The sequence below is a fragment of the Colwellia sp. KS18-150 genome (genome assembly GCF_057551365.1).
Window position 1 is genome coordinate 1 of the sequence record NZ_BAAJMC010000004.1, and the last position, 16,585, is coordinate 16,585.

Below are 16,585 nucleotides of genomic sequence, written 5' to 3' on the forward strand. Positions count from 1 at the left end.
AAGCATCATCCTCAAGTAATAACTCGTTACGGTTTGTTTTAATTAATGCTTTCTATGTTTACGCGACGAGTTTTTTGCACTGGCGTAAGTTTTGTCGTCGTTTAAGTTGTTGGTATTCGCTATAATCTCTGTGTACATCTTCGCTCCATATTACCTTTTTTTTTTTTTTTTTTCAAGCAGAAGACGGCATACGAGATCTGTAGGTGTGACTGGAGTTCAGACGTGTGCTCTTCCGATCTATATAAAGGTTCTCTCATGAATTTAGCAGATAAAGTACTCGCCGTTAATAATGATCTTCCTATTCGTACCGGTGCGCCAGTACACAGTGGCAAAGTTCGCTCTGTATATTGGTTAACTGAAAGCGATAGTAAACGCCTTATCAAAGAAAAAGGCTATAACGTGCCTAGCGATACACCGTTAGCTATTATGGTGATTAGTGACCGTATTTCTGCCTTCGATTGTATTTGGCAAGGCGAAGGTGGTATGAAGGGCGTACCGGGTAAAGGTGCAGCGCTTAATGCGATTTCAAACCATTGGTTTAAACTTTTCAAAGAGCAAGGTTTAGCCGATAGTCATATTCTTGATATTCCACATCCTTTTTTATGGATTGTACAAAAAGCAAAACCTGTGATGATTGAAGCTATTTGTCGCCAATATATTACCGGCTCAATGTGGCGTAGTTACGTTAAAGGTGAGCGTGAGTTTTGCGGTATAGAGTTACCTGAAGGTTTAGAAAAAGACTCTAAACTTGAAGAGCTATTACAAACGCCTTCAACTAAAGGTATTTTGCAAGGTATACCAGGTGTTCCTGCAGTCGATGATGTCAATATTACTCGGAAAAATATCGAAGAAAATTTTGCAGCGTTTAACTTTAAATCTCTTGATGATATCTCGCGTTATGAAAAGCTTTTAACACAGGGTTTTAACGTTATATCAAATGCGTTAGCTGAGCTTGGTCAAATCTTTGTCGATACAAAGTTTGAGTTTGGTTATGTAAAAGATGTTGAAGGCAATGATAAGCTTATCTATATGGATGAAGTGGGTACGCCTGATTCTTCACGTATATGGGATGAAGAGCAGTACATTGCGGGTAACATTGTTGAAAACTCTAAAGAAGGCTTCCGTCAATTATTACTTAACCATTTCCCAGATGCGGATATCTTATTAAATAAAGATCGTATGGATGAACGTGAAGCGTTAGCCCGTGACAACAAGTTGCCTTTATCAGTACTTATGGATGTTTCAAAAACCTACGTTGAAATAGCAGAGAAAATTACCGGTCAAAAAATCGCATTAAGCGATAACCCTAAAGCCGAAATTATTGATATTTTACGTGAACAATATCAGCTAATTGATTAATTACTCGGCCACTTAAGGCCATATTCTGTCAAGATATCGCCATTATTATTAGGGTTACTAACTTTAATAATAACGGCGTTTTTCAATTGCGCTAATGGAAAAGCATTTTTAGTTAATGAGTGCGTTTTCATATAATTGTCTAATACACCACTGGCATCTAACCTTTTCAATCCTAAAGTTAATCGCTCAGCTAATTGGGGATTATCATTATTAACAAAAAAGTTCATCGTCAAAGGGTATTGAATTACTAACTGCTGATAAAACAGCAGCTCAGGATAACTATCTTTCACTAAATCAAGCTCTGCTTGACCTTCAAAAATACTCAAGGGTAAATAATCACAGCGCCCTAACGCGACCATTTGCAGCATAGCATCGAAATGACCAACACGGTAAATAGTCAAACCTGCTTTTTCTAAAATATCAGCATCTGGCCAATGGGAGCCTTGACAAGCTATATATTTAGTTAAATCATCCAAGTTTGTCATAGTAGAAAATTGTGCTACATCTTGTCGTTTAACGACCATGCCACGCCAACCTAAACCGCCTTTGAATAATGGGAAATTAATTTTAAGTAGTTCATGCTCTCTATTTTTAGAGCTCCCCGTCCAAGCCACATCGAAAAATTTACCTGAAGATAATAGCTTTATAACCCTTTCTTGTCCTGGATGGGGAACAGTTTGAATGAGGGCATCACCATATTCAGTATTTGTTTCAAGTAAGGCAAGGCGAAGTAAGCCAATAAAGTAATCATGACTAGCATCATCCGGCTTTTGCTTACCAACCGTTGTAATTGTTGTTGCAGCAAAGCTATTAAAGACTATACAAGCTAATATAATTGAAAGGTTTTTCATGAATAGCCCTATAGAAATCATGTAAAGAAAAATATAGACTAGTTTATTAGAAAAATAATAATAAAGCTTTAAAATTCAAGCTTAAGCAATAATAAGGATAATAAATGCAAGAACTTGATTACTCACTATCTGTTGGTAGTGTTATTGGTGATTATAGTATCATCGATATTTTGGGAGTAGGTGGTTTCGGAATTACTTACAAAGCCCAAGATATTCGTATGGAGCGATTAGTTGCGTTAAAAGAATTTCTCCCTCAAGAATTAGCTGGTCGAAGTAGTGATGCTAGCTCGGTTATTCCTAAAACTAATTGTGCTGATGATTACCAATACGGCTTGAAAAAATTCCTTGATGAAGCCCGCACCTTAGCAAGATTTAATCACCCCAACATTGTCCGTGCTTATACCTTTATCGAAGAAAATAGTACCGCGTATTTGGTGATGGAGTACGTCGAAGGTGAAGCACTCGATGAACACCTTAAAAAAATTCATTTCAATGGCAATATGGTAGAAAGCCGTATTCGTGAAATTATTGAACCGGTGCTTAAAGGTTTAGTTCAAGTGCATAAAGCGGGTTTACTACACCGAGATATTAAACCGGGTAATATTTATCTGCAAAATTCAAATGATGCCTCTGTTGAACATGGCAATAATCCAATGCTCATTGATTTTGGCGCAGCTCGCCAAAGTGTCGGGGAAAAATCAAAATCTATTAGCGCTATTATCAGCCAAGGTTACGCACCTCCTGAGCAGTATACTTCCCGGGGTAAACAAGGACCTTATACTGATATTTATGCTATCGGCGCAGTGATGTACTACCTTGTAACAGGAGTGAAACCAGTAGAAAGTACCGACAGGCAACATGAATTAATGGATGAGCAACCGGATCCGTTAACACCAATTGAAAAAGATCGTGGTTATAGTGAAGAGCTTATTGAAGCGATAACCAAAGCGATGATTTTACGTGTTAGTAACCGTGTACAAGATGTAAGTGAATTACAAAGTATACTTTCTGGCACTAACGAAAATTCAGCAATAATTAATAAATCTTCCCAATCTGCGACTGATCATGATGCCACACGTAAAATTACAGCCAGCTATACGCCAGAGCAAAAAGCAGTTGAAACCAGTATCCCTGTGCCCAAAAATGCTGAAGTCAATAATAGCCAGCCTAGCAATAAAAAATGGTTAGTGCTTTTCCTTATATTTTTATCAGCTGGTGCTGCTAGTTTTTATGGCTATCAACAATACCAGCAGAAACTGCTAGCAGAAGAAAAAAATGCGCAGCAACAACGGTTTTTGATGCAACAAGATAAAAAAGCATGGGACCTAGCTAAATCAGAAGATACTGAGCAAAGCTATCAAGCTTATTTAGCAAAACGCCCAACAGGCAACTATGTAAAGCTAGCAAATCAAGCACTTGAAGACAAGTTAGCAGAAAAAGAGCAAGCCCAGCGTGTTAAAGCTGAGCAAGATAAAGTTTCTCTTATTCAAAATGCACAAAAATTATTACAACAACTTGACTATAAAGTCTCAAACCACGGTGAATTAGATACCCGAACGGTAACAGCAATCGAGTCTTTTGAACGAGCACAAGGCATGGTAGTTATTGGGCAGGTGGATGATATATTATTAACTTCCCTACAAGATGCTATAGCAAATCAAAAGCAAGAAGCGGCACTTAAGGCTCAGCGCGATAAAGACGCTGCTGATGCACTAGAGCGCAAAAAAGCACAAGATCTAGCGGCAAAACGCAAAAAAGAGCAAGAGCTAGAAAATATTCGCAGACAAGAATTAGCCTTAGCGTTAAAACGAAAGCAAGATGAAGCGCTAGAGATAAAACGTAAAGAGGAAGAGTTAGCGTTAAAGCAAAAGGAAGGCGCTGTGCCCATTGTTCGAATAAACCCAAAGTATCCAATACAGGCTGCTAGAGATGGTATTGAAGGATGGGTACAAATGTCGTTCACGGTTAATGAAATTGGCGGGGTTGAAGATGTTATCGTCTTAAATGCTCAACCAGAATTGATTTTTAATAAAGAAGCTATTCGTGCTTTAACTAAATGGAAATATAGGCCGCATATTGTCGATGATCGGCCTGTAAAACAAACTGGGCTGACAGTTCAGTTAGACTTTAAAATGGCATTGTAATTACTAATAGTAAGAATAAAAACAATATGTAATAGGGAAACTATGCAAGAAGTAAACTTTCCGATTAGTGTAGGAGTTATAAATGCTAAATAAACTTTTATCATTATTTTCATTACATTCAATTCCTGAGCAATCTCTACTTTGCCAACACACTACTATTGGTGATAGAAAATGCAATGAAGATGCGCACGGGCAAACACAGGTTAAGTTTGCTAATAACACGAGTAACTTTCTTATTGTCTGTGACGGCATGGGAGGCCATGTCGCGGGTGATATCACTTCACAAGCACTCGTTGACTGCTTCATAGGTCAAATAGCTGAATTGAAAGCGCCATTAACAGCAGAACGCTTTAAAGTAGTTTATGAAACGGCTGTGACACAAATGCAGGAAACGGTTAAAACAGAGCATGGGGAGGTTGATGGTCACACAACCTTGTCATGTGTATGGTTTGATGACAGTAAAGTACTCACGTTGCATGTGGGAGATTCACGCGTTTATCAACTAAATAGCAAAGAAGTGCTATGGCGGACTCGTGATCACTCTGTGGTACAAATGTTATTAAATGAAGGTGACATTACCGAAGAAGAAATGGGCACACATCCAGATCAAAATAAGCTGTTTAAAAGCATTAGTGTCTTAGGGGAAAAACTTGATAAACCGAGTATTAAACAATATCCGCCATTAGAGTCAGGAGAAGGCGTACTGGTGTGCAGTGATGGTTTTTGGGAACACCTTAGTCAACACGAGCTATGTAAGCTTACTGCTAATTTATCGCAACAAAGGCTGGAAAAGTACTGCTTAGTTAGCCAAAAACGAGCGAGAGGTAAAAGTGATAATATTACCGCGGTTATGTATTTAAAAGGGAAAGAGGATTAAATAAGCAGTCCATGAATCATATTATAAAAAAAATCACGCTGTTGTTAATACTTATTTTAGTGTTTGTTACTACAAATTTAATACCTGTTTATGCTTTTGATGACACTAATGAAGCTGAAAGCGAATTTCCTAATCCTGATATTGCCAAATTTGCTTTTATTATGGGAAATCAAAATTATCATGATGATAATTTAGATTTAAGTAACCCTGTAAATGATGCCGATGCCATGAATGAAAAGTTGCAGCTTTTAGGCTTTGATACCATCATTCTACGTGACTCCTTTAAACGTCATTTCAATGCGCGCTTTAAAGAGTTTGTCAAAAAAGTCCGTAAAGCCAAGCGACAAGATAAAAAAGTAGTGACATTATTTTTCTATGCTGGGCATGGTATTCAATATGACACCATAAACTATCTTGTTCCTGTTGAAACTAAGTTAATGCAGCTACAAAAAACAATCACAGGTCACGATATTCGTAATGACTTTATCTCGTTAAAACAAATTACTAATCGCTTATCTACACTGGAAAGCTTGACTAATATTGTCATCCTAGATGCTTGTCGTGATTTACCTATTGCTGAATTAGCTGGGCGCACTGGTGGTTGGGCAGACGTGGTTGAAAAAGATTTTTTTGTTGCCTTCGGTACTGGCCCTGGTGCTAAAGCACTTGATGGTGAAGTTAGTGAAGATGGTAATGGCTTGTACACTGCAGCAATCTTAGAACATATAGAAACAAAAGGTTTAAACTTATCTCAGTTATTCCAAAAGGTACGTAAAGACGTAATAACATCAAGTCATGGCGCGCAAATCCCACAAGAATCTAGCCGCGCAACGAATGATTTTCATTTTATTCCCGGTAAACGTATTACCTACTTATGGCAACTGATCTTAATTGCTGTGTTTGTTGTGGGAGGGAGCGTTTGGTTTGTTTTTTATCATAATAAACAAAAGGTTGCTTGGGTAACTGGTATCGATTTAACTGCGCATATTATGCAAGATAAACCTGAAGTTGAAGAAATGGTAAGCCGTTCACGTTTACAAAAAAATATTACTGGCTATGTAAAAGATCTCAAGCGTAAAAAAATTATCTGTTTAATGTATGAAAAGCCACTCACCATGGGGCGAGACCCAAGTTGCAATATACATTTGCCTGATGAAGGTAAGTACGTCAGTCGCTTTCATTGTGATCTAGGTTGGGATAGCGACACAGAGCAGTTTTGGTTACAAGAGCCTGCAGATAGACCGTCAGCAAATGGTACTTATTCAGGCGCAGTGGCTGAGAAGGGCGAGGGTGAAGCAGAGCATATTGGCAAACTGGTTGCCGGCGAACGTCATTTCCTTGAGCCGGGGGAAATCTTTTATCTTGCCGACCCTAATGATAAAGGCTGGGCGTTAACCATCATCAAGCATAAAAGTAATTAAAACGTAATAAGCTTTAGCAGCATTTATAAAACCTGACAGAAGTTCAGGTCTCGATAAAAAGGCAAGGATACATGCAAGAATTAGATAACTCATTACCAACAGGTACCTTAATCGCTGAATTTCGCATCATAGAAATTCTCGGTGTTGGCGGCTTTGGCATTACGTACAAAGCACAAGACACACGATTAGACAGGTTTGTCGCGATAAAAGAGTTTCTTCCTGTTGAACTAGCTGCACGCAGTAACGATAGTAAAACAGTGATGGCACGTACCAATGTCAGCGATGATTATCAGTATGGTTTAACTAAATTTCTTGATGAAGCTAAAACCCTTGCCAAATTTAATCACCCAAATATTGTTCGCGTGCACACTTATATTGAAGAAAACGGCACGGCTTATTTAGTCATGGAATATGTTGAAGGTGAAGCATTAGATGATCATCTAAAGAACATTCACTTTAACGGCAACATGAGTGAAAGTCGCATTCGAGAAATAATTGAGCCGATCTTAAAAGGCTTAGCCCAAGTCCATAAAGCCGGTTTGTTACATAGAGATATTAAACCGGGCAATATATACCTACAAAGCTCTAAAGACAGCTCAATAGATCATGGCAACAACCCCATGTTGATAGACTTTGGTGCTGCTCGCCAAAGTGTCGGTGAAAAATCAAAATCCATCAGTGCTATCATAAGTCAAGGATACGCCCCGCCAGAGCAATACACTACCCGCGGTAAGCAAGGCCCTTTTACTGATATTTATGCCGTTGGTGCGGTTATGTACTACTTGGTTACGGGTGAAAAGCCAATTGAAAGTACTGACAGACAACATGATCTCAATGAAGAGTTACCTGATCCGTTAACCCCTATCTATTATGGCGAAGATTATAGTAATGCTTTACTTGATGCTATCACTAAAGCCATGGTTTTACGCGCCAGTACTAGGGCTCAAAATGTAGATGTTTTGCAAAAAATATTATCGGGAGAGTCACCTCAAGCTATTAAAGCTGAGCCTGCAATCAATGACGATGCAACAGTGAAAATTGATGCTTTAGAAAGTTCACAGAGAGCAAGCAATAAAAACATATTAAAAGCAGAGCCATCGGCTAAATCAAAATCTAGCTCAGGAGGAGGCAAAAAGATTGTTGTATTAGCTCTAGCCGTCACTTTGTCAGTAGCAGGCTATTTCGGTTTTACACAATATCAGCAACAACAAGCGTTAGAAAAACAAGCTTTAATTGCGAAACAAAGTGATAACAAAGCGTGGAAACAAGCAGATAATTTACGCACAGAACAAAGTTATCAGCTATATCTGGATAATTGGCCTCAGGGCCAGTACGCACAAAAAGCTCAACAAAAACTAGAGGATTTAAAAGCCCAAGCTGAGTTGGCAAAATTGAACTCAGAAGAACGTGCCAAACTAGAGCGTCAGCAAACAATAACCAAAGTACAACAACAGTTACAAGAGCTAGGATTTAAAACACCAACTCATGGCAAGTTAGATAGACGAACTCAAAAAGCAATTGAAGCTTTTGAGAATAAACAAAACATGTTGGTCACTGGCTCTGTCGATAGCATGTTAGTGTCAACATTAAATGATGTTGTTGAAAAAGAAAGACAAAAATTAATTAAACAAAAAGATGATGCCGATTGGAGCTATGCCAAAAGAACCCACACAGTCAAAAGCTATACTAACTATTTAACAAGACACTCAAGTGGCGCTTATGTAAATCAAGCGGTGAATAGTATCGACAAAATACGATGGGCTGATTCTATGAGGATTAATACGTCAGCAAGTTATCAAAGTTATCTATCAATGCAACCTAACGGTGATTACGTTATCAAGGCTAAGCAAAACATGGATAATACTAATTGGGCATTAGCGCGTAAGAACAATACGATAAATTCTTATCAAAACTACATCGATAACCAGCAGCAGGGGGGGTATTTATTAAAAGCTCAAGAAAATATTGCAGCGATAGTATTAGAAAATAGAAAAGTGTCGTTAACTATCAATGTGACCCCCAAAAATGCCGATATCAAAATAGTTAACGCTAAAGAAAAGTACGTAAAAGGGGTACGGTTATTACCAAAAACTTATCAAGTTGAAGTCTCAAACTTTGCCCATGACTCTAAAACAATAAATATAGATTTATCAAAAGAAAATCATACATTTAATGTAAAGTTAGTCTCAAATATGCCCAAAGCAATGGCTGACTTTACTAATACTCTAGTGGACATTCCATCCGGAACATTTTTATTTGGCTGTGAGGGAAGTAGTGTTTGTAAAAGTAAAGAAAAACCCGTTAAAGAAGTGAATATCAAAGCATTTAAATTGATGGCTACAGAAGTAACTTTTGCTATGTGGGATCTTTGTGTAATGGCAAAAGCCTGTACGCACAAACCTGATGATGAAGGTTGGGGACGTGATAACCGCCCTGTGATAAATGTTAGTTATAATGATGTAACTCAACAATTTATTCCTTGGCTAAATAAATCGCTAGGTGGTGAGTATAGGTTACCTTCTGAAGCTGAATGGGAATATGCCGCAAGAGCAGGCTCTACAACTCAATACCCTTGGGGTGACAAAATACAATGTTCTAATGCTTATTACGGAGTCACCTCTCAAATTTGCCCATCAATAGCTCAAGCTACAAAACCGGTAAAAAGCTATCAAGCGAATGCCTTTGGTTTGTACGACATGCAGGGTAATGTTTGGGAATGGGTGCAAGACTGCTGGAACCCTAATCACAAATTAGCGCCGAATAATGGTGATGCGCGTATGACAGGTGATTGCACTGCAGCCATTCATCGTGGTGGCTCATGGACTAGTTTTTCAAAAGAATTACGCTCATCTAATAGAGATTGGTATACACGCACACGCCGTGGAAAAAATGACGGTTTTAGATTAGCTTTTGGGCATTAATCATGACTAATAAACTAATGGTTTCGAAAGCTCATTTAATAAAGGTTAATGTATGCAAGAGTTAGACTATTCATTGCAAAGCGGTACCTTAATCGCCGAGTTTCGTATTCTCGACATTTTAGGTGTGGGTGGATTTGGGATTACGTATAAAGCTCAAGACACTCGCTTAGATAGATTAGTTGCCATAAAAGAGTTTCTCCCTGTTGAACTTGCCGCCCGTGGCAGTGACAGTAAAACGGTAATGCCTCGCACTAATGTTAGTGAAGACTATCAATACGGGTTAAAGAAATTTCTAGAAGAAGCAAAAACGTTAGCTAAATTTAACCATCCAAATATTGTCAAAGTACTGACCTTTATCGAGGAAAATGGCACTGCTTATTTAGTGATGGAATATGTTGAAGGTGAAGCATTAGATGAGCATCTTAAAAAAATTCATTTCAACGGCAATATGGCGGAAAGCCGTATCAGAGAAATTATTGAGCCCTTGCTTAAGGGCTTAGCACAAGTACACAAAGCAGGTTTACTGCACAGAGATATTAAACCGGGCAATATTTACCTACAAAATTCAGTCGATGCTAGTGATGATGAATATGGTAATAACCCCATGCTCATCGATTTTGGCGCCGCAAGGCAAAGTGTGGGTGAGAAATCTAAATCTATCAGCGCTATTATCAGTCAAGGTTACGCACCACCAGAGCAATACACAACTCGAGGTAAGCAAGGCCCCTATACCGATATTTATGCTATTGGTGCGGTTATGTATTACTTGGTTACTGGCGAGAAACCAGTTGAGAGTACTGACAGGCAGCATGATATTATTGATGAACAACCCGACCCGTTAACACCTATAGAGCAAAGTAGAGGCTACAGTGAGTCGCTTGTTAACGCTATAACTAAAGCTATGATGTTACGTGCTATGAGTAGGCCTCAATATGTTGCCGATCTACAAACTCTCTTGCTAGGAAACGAGCCTTCTTTAGAAGATAGTGAAAATATTGATGCTACTCGTAAAGTAGTTACTAAGCCACAGGTAACTGATGAAGGTAAAAAAACATATACTCAATCAGAGCCTTCACCTAAGAATAGTAAACCGATATTAATATTTAGTGTATTAGCAATAATTGCCTTTGGTGGTTACTTTGCCTTTGAGCAATACCAAATTAAACAAGCCGCTGAAATAGCAGAGCAAAATGAAAAACTACAAGCAATAGCGTTAAAACAACAACAAGATAAAGAGCTTGCGGATAAAAAATTAGTTGAAGATAAGCGTATACAACTCATTAAAGAGCAAAATGAAAAAGAGGCTTTGGAAAAGAAGCAAGAGAAACAACGTCAAGAGAAATTAAAAAAAATAGCCAAACGAACCGCACAAATCAAAAATGCTCAGCAACAATTAAATTTACTGGGTTTTCAAACGCCTGAACATGGAAAGCTTGATAAACGGACGCAAAAAGCTATTGAGGCATATGAAATCAAACGAGGTATGACTGTTACGGGGGAAATCGATGATTTATTACTCTCAGATTTATTGCAAGCCATTAAGGAACATCAAGAACAAGAGAAAAAGCAACAAGCAGATGCTAAAGAGTTGGCTGAAAAACTCGCATCCGAAAAAGCAAAAAAGGCTGCTAAAATTAAAGCAGATAAGATAGCCGCTGAAAAGGCAGAGGCTGATAGACAGTTGACTGAGTCAAAGAAAAGAGAGGAACTAGTCTCTAAAAAAATAGAGGAGCTAGTTGAGCGGCATAAGTCGATATATGAATTTACTCAGGAAAATAAATCAGAACTTCGAAAAAACTTTGTTAATCAGCTTATTGTTTTCGATGAATTTCGTCACCCTCAGCTAGGTGTTACTGGACGAAGTGTTAATAGTGAAATTGCACAGGCATTGGATCTTAAAATCGCGGAAGGAGCTTTTGTTGAAATAGTTTCTGACGGCTCTTTAAGTCAAAGTATAGGTATAGTTTCTGGAGATGTTATTACCAAAGTTAACGGGATTTCGATAAGTTCGTTTAGTGAATTAGCTGCCTATGTAGAATCAATTGGTGCAGGTAATCAAATAAAGCTTGCAGTTATTAGTAATAATGTTGAAAAGGAATATGTTGGAATATTAAAGCCTGGCCCTAAAATTAATTTAGGAGAAGATCTACCAAATGAATCAAGAGTTCCTGATACATTCAAGTATTTCTTTGGGGATAAAAGAGGAGATTCTCAAGCTAACAATCAAGTAAACATAATGGCAGGAAAAAGCCTTCATAAAATGTTAGAAGGCGCGACATTAGGTCATGATTCATCAGACAGTGGGGTTAGTGTTAATGACGTTATTAAAAGTTCTCCTGCGGAACTTATTGGTTTGAAAGCTGGTGATATTGTGATTGGTGTCAACCGTACTAAAGTGAGAACGTTAGTTGAACTTAAAGAGTATATGATTACAAAAAAAGGCGTTATGGCATTAAACATAAAGCGTGGTAATGCAAGTTTGTATCTCATGATTAGATAGTTACTGAACGAGTATTATTGGTTTTCTATAATGAAATACTTTACTTTTAAAAGAGAAGAAAATGAAATTATTGTTATTAAGTTTTGGCCTTTTTAACTTACTAATCAGCGGTTCGTCAATGGCGGCATGCGGCGAGTTTAATGAAAGTATGTTAGTCAGTGAGCCAACCCAGCGACTATATCAACTTCAAGATGCAGTCGATGACTGCGAAAGCTTAACGACGTTAGCACCGTTAATTACTGAATTAGTTCAACAAGGACAGTATAAACAAGCTAAATTATACCTAGCGATAGCACAAGATTATATCGTTAAACCTGAGGAAAAATCTCAGGTACGCTTACTCACTACACAGTATTATTTAGCACAAGACAAAGTATGCCAAGTTCATCAACTACTCAACTCAGGAAAAGCCAATAATGAAACAATGCCTGAAATAGAGCTGGCGTTAAATGATTATCAGCAAGCACACCCTATTAACAGTAAATCACTAAGCTGTATGTTATCGGCAAGCCGCTCACTTGCTAGCTCTCGAGGATTAAAACGCACCCATAGCATTAATATGGCGATAGCGTTTGAAAGTAACAGTGCCGACCTTACTGTAAAAGGTAAATCACAAGTTCAGCAATTAGCAAAATCATTACAAAGTCTTAAGTTAAAATCTTATAAAGTTAACTTTGTTGGTCATACAGACCTACGCGGTATGGCTAGTTACAATATGGTGTTATCTCAAAAACGTGCAGAATCTGTTTACCGTGAAGTTATTTTCCATCAACCAAGATTTACCGGTGAGATCAATTATTTTGGTAAAGGCGAAACTCAACCTAAAATAATTAAACAAAGTGAGCAAGCTCATCAGCTCAATCGTCGTGTTGAAGTGTATTTAACTAAAGATTAGTATCTTTAATGAGCAAATTAATAATAACAAGAATAAAGACAAGGAAATAACGTGCAAGAACTGGATTCATCATTAGCCATAGGCAGTCAGGTTGGCGATTATCGCATCATCGATATATTAGGGGCAGGCGGCTTTGGTATTACTTATAAAGCTGAAGACACTGTTATGCGCCGAATGGTGGCGTTAAAAGAATTCTTACCGCAAGAGTTGGCAGGGCGTAGTCAAGATGCATCAACTGTTATCCCTAAAACCAATTGTTCTGATGATTATAGTTATGGTCTAGATAAATTTCTAAATGAAGCGCGTACATTAGCCAAATTTAACCATCCTAATATTGTTAAGGCTTATACCTTAGTGCAAGCCAATGGTACTGCCTATTTAGTGATGGAATATGTGGAAGGTGAAGCGTTAGATGAGCACCTTAAGAAAATTCATTTCAATGGCAATATGGCAGAAAGCCGCATTCGTGAAATAATTGAGCCACTGTTAAAAGGGCTTGCTGTGGTTCACAAGGCAGGATTACTACACCGTGACATCAAGCCAGGTAATATCTATCTACAAAGTTCGAGTGATAATAATGAGCACAATAATAACCCTATGCTTATTGACTTTGGTGCTGCTCGTCAGAGCGTAGGCGAGAAATCTAAATCTATCAGCGCCATTATCAGCCAAGGTTACGCGCCACCAGAGCAATACACTTCTCGTGGTAAACAAGGCCCCTATACAGACATTTATGCTATTGGCGCTGTGATGTATTACTTAGCAACAGGCAACAAGCCGGTTGAGAGTACTGACAGGCAGCATGACATTATGGAAGGGGAGACAGATCCGCTGTTACCCATAGAAAGTGAGCAATTCAGTCAAGAATTTAAGCAAGCTATAAATCAAGCTATGGTGCTGGTGGTAAAAAAACGCTGTCAAAACGTTGAGCATTTACAAAAAATATTGGCAGGCGAGCAAGTTGTTTTGGCTGAAAACTTAGCTACAGATGAAGATGCAACACGTAAAGTTTCAAGCCAAGAAAAACCAACTCAACTACCGCCACAGACATCGCAAGCACTTAATCGCGAAGTAGAAAAAAGTAAAAGCTCAACTAACAAGGTAGTGCCTATTTTGGTTGTGGTTATATTATCAGTTGCGGGTTATTTTGGCTTCGAACAATATCAGGAGCAACAAGCACGAATACAGGCGGAGCAAAAACAAGCAATGGATAAAGCGGCTCAGCAGAAGCAAGCCGCATTAACATTGCAAAAACAAGAGCAAGAGCAAAAAGATAGACTTGAAAAAGAGAAAATTGCCAAGCAAGAAGTCGAACAGCAACGTTTATCTAAGCAAAGAAATAAAGTATTAACCATTCAGCAGGGGCTTCAGGAGTTAGGTTTTCAATCGCCAACTCACGGAGAAGTTGATATACGCACAGAAAAGGCGATAGAAGCTTTTGAAAAACAGCAAGGTATGTTAGTGACGGGCGCTGCGGATGATATTTTGCTAAAAGCATTGAAGGATGCAGTTGATGCTAAATTATTAAAGGATAAACGTGCTCGAGAGAAGCAAGCGGCGAAAGAAAAGGCAGCGAAAGAAAAGGCAATAGCAGAACAAAAAGCGGCAGATAAATTAGCTGCGGAAGTTGCTTTAAAGCAAAAACAAGAACGAGACAGGCTAGCGGCGATTGAAGCAAGTAAGGTGAATATTAATGTATCTGTGAGTCCTAGCGATGCCAATGTTATTATTGAAAGAAATGGTACTTTTTATAAAAATAAATCTCGGATACTACCGGGTAGTTATCAAATAACGGTCAAAAAAGAGGGGCATCAAAGCCAAAAACATCTTGTTGAGATAACTAAAAGTAATCATGAGTTAAATTATCAATTAAAAGAATATAGTGAAAGTGCCATGGAACTACCCGTCTTGTTGAAGGGAGATTACTGGAAATACAATATGGGGGGAGCAACTGCAGGTACAGTTGTGAGTCGTGTAGTAGGAGAAGATAGTTATAAAAGCAAAACTGCTTATGTTCTTGAAGGAGAATCAGTTCTACCTATACCCGAATCTCTACGTAATGCGAATGGGAAAGAAGCATTAGCAAAAAGTTCAACTATAAACTCTGAAAATAATACCTATTCGTCTCGTACTAAAATGTTACTTGATAAACGTACGCTTGAAGCATTAAAAATAAATACAGCTTACCTCTCTAGTAATTCAACTGAAATGGATTTGGATGGTCGAATTATTAAAGGTAAAAAGTGGCCAATGGAAGTTGGAAATAAATGGGAAACTATGAGTAGCAACATGACAACCTACAGTGAAGTTGTTGCAACTGAACTGATAAAAGTGCCTGCAGGGGAATTTTACTGTTTTAAAGTTCTCAATCGTACAGATGGTGGTAGCTTTATAATGGATATGACCACATGGTATAGCTCTGAGGTGAAGTTTATGGTGAAATATGAAATAAAAACATCATATACCGATAAGTCATTAAACTTACCTAATAGTACTACAACAACCGAATTAACAGAGTTTAATGTTAGTCATTAAACTCTGTAATTATACCTCTTCAAATAATAAGTATAATTGATTGATAAATGATGTTGCCCCTATAACGTAAAATAATAGGGGCAAACGTAGTGTTAAACCTAACTACCTATAGAAGAATCAAACCCTTCAGGTTTTAACGCTAACACAGACTGGTTGAGACGATATAAAATATTTTCAGCCGTGTTGCCAATAAATAAGCCTTTAATACCAACCCTAGCAACTGTGCCCATCACAACTAACTCGGCATCAACCGATTTAGCAAAGTTAGGAAGACTTTCTCTAGGATTCCCCTTTATTGATACTGACTCAACAGATACATAGTCCAGTGTTTCTTGGCTAATAGTACCTTGAACGGTTTTCATAAATACTTCAAAGTTTAGGTGGTGTTGCTCTTCAGCATTCTTGAGATACAGATCTACTTCACCTTCATCCTTTTTAAGGTATTGAGCATAGTTTACTGAATTATCATATTGAGTATACCAAGCTGAGACTATTTTAAGTTTACAGCCCCTATTAGCAGCAACAGAAGCTGCAGCAACAACGATATCTAAATTCAATTGCTCGCGAATACACCTTTCTTTATCGGGGTAGTTAGAGTCAACATCAACCGCAGCAACAATGGTTTGAGAGTCTTGTTTCTCTTCAGGGTTGATCAGTAAAACAGGGCAAGGGCATTGGCGTAAAAAGCCCATGTCGTTACTACCAAACAATTTACTTAAGAAGCCTTCATTTTCAGAGGGTTTAATAAGTAAATCAAAACCATTATCTTGAACTTTTTCAATCACATCGATATAAGAGTTGTTGAGTAAAGTGTCTTTTTCAATAACTAATCCGTCAGCGTAATCTTGAATGATCTTATCTCGCTCTAACTCTTTATTTTCAATAAAGGTTTCAATATCATCTTGGCTAAAACCAAGAGTGTCGGGGATTGTCGCATTTGTTAAGGTATACAAAACCGTTAGAGTTGCTTGGTTGTATTTTGCTACTTGTACGGCTTTATCTAGTGATAATTTATTGTCAACTGAGTCACTATAAACATAGAGTATATTATTAAACTTTAACATGCTGTTCTTCCTTATCTT

General features: G+C 38.0%; 9 protein-coding genes and 2 pseudogenes. 9 read left to right on the plus strand and 2 right to left on the minus strand.

Translation table 11 applies throughout. The features are described from left to right. Positions 1-255 precede the first annotated feature (255 nt). Positions 256-1,359 (plus strand): phosphoribosylaminoimidazolesuccinocarboxamide synthase, encoded by a 1,104-nt coding sequence (locus tag AC27IF_RS07440; RefSeq protein ID WP_487053340.1) that lies wholly within the window; start codon positions 256-258, stop codon positions 1,357-1,359. Here AC27IF_RS07440 and AC27IF_RS07445 read toward each other — a convergent pair. Then, on the minus strand, positions 1,356-2,210 hold the full coding sequence (locus AC27IF_RS07445) for a type 2 periplasmic-binding domain-containing protein (RefSeq protein ID WP_487053342.1): 855 nt from the start codon (positions 2,208-2,210) through the stop codon (positions 1,356-1,358). The two genes, AC27IF_RS07440 and AC27IF_RS07445, sit on opposite strands and share 4 nt — an antisense overlap. Positions 2,211-2,314: 104 nt before the next feature. Here AC27IF_RS07445 and AC27IF_RS07450 point away from each other — a divergent pair. From AC27IF_RS07450 to AC27IF_RS07485, 8 genes and pseudogenes are all read left to right on the plus strand, one after another. Then, a pseudogene (locus AC27IF_RS07450) lies at positions 2,315-3,175 on the plus strand (serine/threonine protein kinase); the annotation flags it as partial. A gap of 912 nt (positions 3,176-4,087) precedes the next feature. After that, positions 4,088-4,354, plus strand: a pseudogene (locus tag AC27IF_RS07455) (energy transducer TonB); the annotation flags it as partial. Between the two features lie 82 nt (positions 4,355-4,436). Continuing rightward, complete coding sequence (locus AC27IF_RS07460) at positions 4,437-5,231, plus strand: PP2C family protein-serine/threonine phosphatase (protein WP_487053344.1); 795 nt, start codon at positions 4,437-4,439, stop codon at positions 5,229-5,231. Positions 5,232-5,242: 11 nt separating this feature from the next. Next, a complete protein-coding gene (locus tag AC27IF_RS07465; protein WP_487053345.1) occupies positions 5,243-6,652 on the plus strand; it encodes a caspase family protein in 1,410 nt (469 codons plus the stop codon). A 71-nt stretch (positions 6,653-6,723) separates the two neighbouring features. Further along, positions 6,724-9,573, plus strand: coding sequence for an SUMF1/EgtB/PvdO family nonheme iron enzyme (locus AC27IF_RS07470; RefSeq protein ID WP_487053346.1), 2,850 nt, complete (start codon positions 6,724-6,726; stop codon positions 9,571-9,573). A 52-nt stretch (positions 9,574-9,625) separates the two neighbouring features. Further along, positions 9,626-12,073: a protein kinase domain-containing protein gene (locus AC27IF_RS07475; protein WP_487053348.1), complete on the plus strand. Its 2,448-nt coding sequence runs from the start codon at positions 9,626-9,628 to the stop codon at positions 12,071-12,073. A gap of 61 nt (positions 12,074-12,134) precedes the next feature. After that, positions 12,135-12,968: an OmpA family protein gene (locus AC27IF_RS07480; protein WP_487053350.1), complete on the plus strand. Its 834-nt coding sequence runs from the start codon at positions 12,135-12,137 to the stop codon at positions 12,966-12,968. 51 nt (positions 12,969-13,019) lie between these two features. Continuing rightward, positions 13,020-15,503 carry a protein kinase domain-containing protein gene (locus AC27IF_RS07485; protein WP_487053351.1) on the plus strand — a complete coding sequence of 828 codons (2,484 nt, stop codon included), beginning with the start codon at positions 13,020-13,022 and terminating at the stop codon, positions 15,501-15,503. Positions 15,504-15,601: 98 nt separating this feature from the next. Here AC27IF_RS07485 and AC27IF_RS07490 read toward each other — a convergent pair whose 3' ends face one another. Beyond that, complete coding sequence (locus tag AC27IF_RS07490) at positions 15,602-16,567, minus strand: universal stress protein (protein ID WP_487053353.1); 966 nt, start codon at positions 16,565-16,567, stop codon at positions 15,602-15,604. Positions 16,568-16,585 lie beyond the last annotated feature (18 nt).

Bases quoted from the DNA above. Each gene is read 5' to 3' on its own strand.
- AC27IF_RS07440 (WP_487053340.1), top strand. From the start codon at position 256: ATGAATTTAGCAGATAAAGTACTCGCCGTTAATAATGATCTTCCTATT.
- AC27IF_RS07445 (WP_487053342.1), bottom strand. From the start codon at position 2,210: ATGAAAAACCTTTCAATTATATTAGCTTGTATAGTCTTTAATAGCTTT.
- AC27IF_RS07460 (WP_487053344.1), top strand. From the start codon at position 4,437: ATGCTAAATAAACTTTTATCATTATTTTCATTACATTCAATTCCTGAG.
- AC27IF_RS07465 (WP_487053345.1), top strand. From the start codon at position 5,243: ATGAATCATATTATAAAAAAAATCACGCTGTTGTTAATACTTATTTTA.
- AC27IF_RS07470 (WP_487053346.1), top strand. From the start codon at position 6,724: ATGCAAGAATTAGATAACTCATTACCAACAGGTACCTTAATCGCTGAA.
- AC27IF_RS07475 (WP_487053348.1), top strand. From the start codon at position 9,626: ATGCAAGAGTTAGACTATTCATTGCAAAGCGGTACCTTAATCGCCGAG.
- AC27IF_RS07480 (WP_487053350.1), top strand. From the start codon at position 12,135: ATGAAATTATTGTTATTAAGTTTTGGCCTTTTTAACTTACTAATCAGC.
- AC27IF_RS07490 (WP_487053353.1), bottom strand. From the start codon at position 16,567: ATGTTAAAGTTTAATAATATACTCTATGTTTATAGTGACTCAGTTGAC.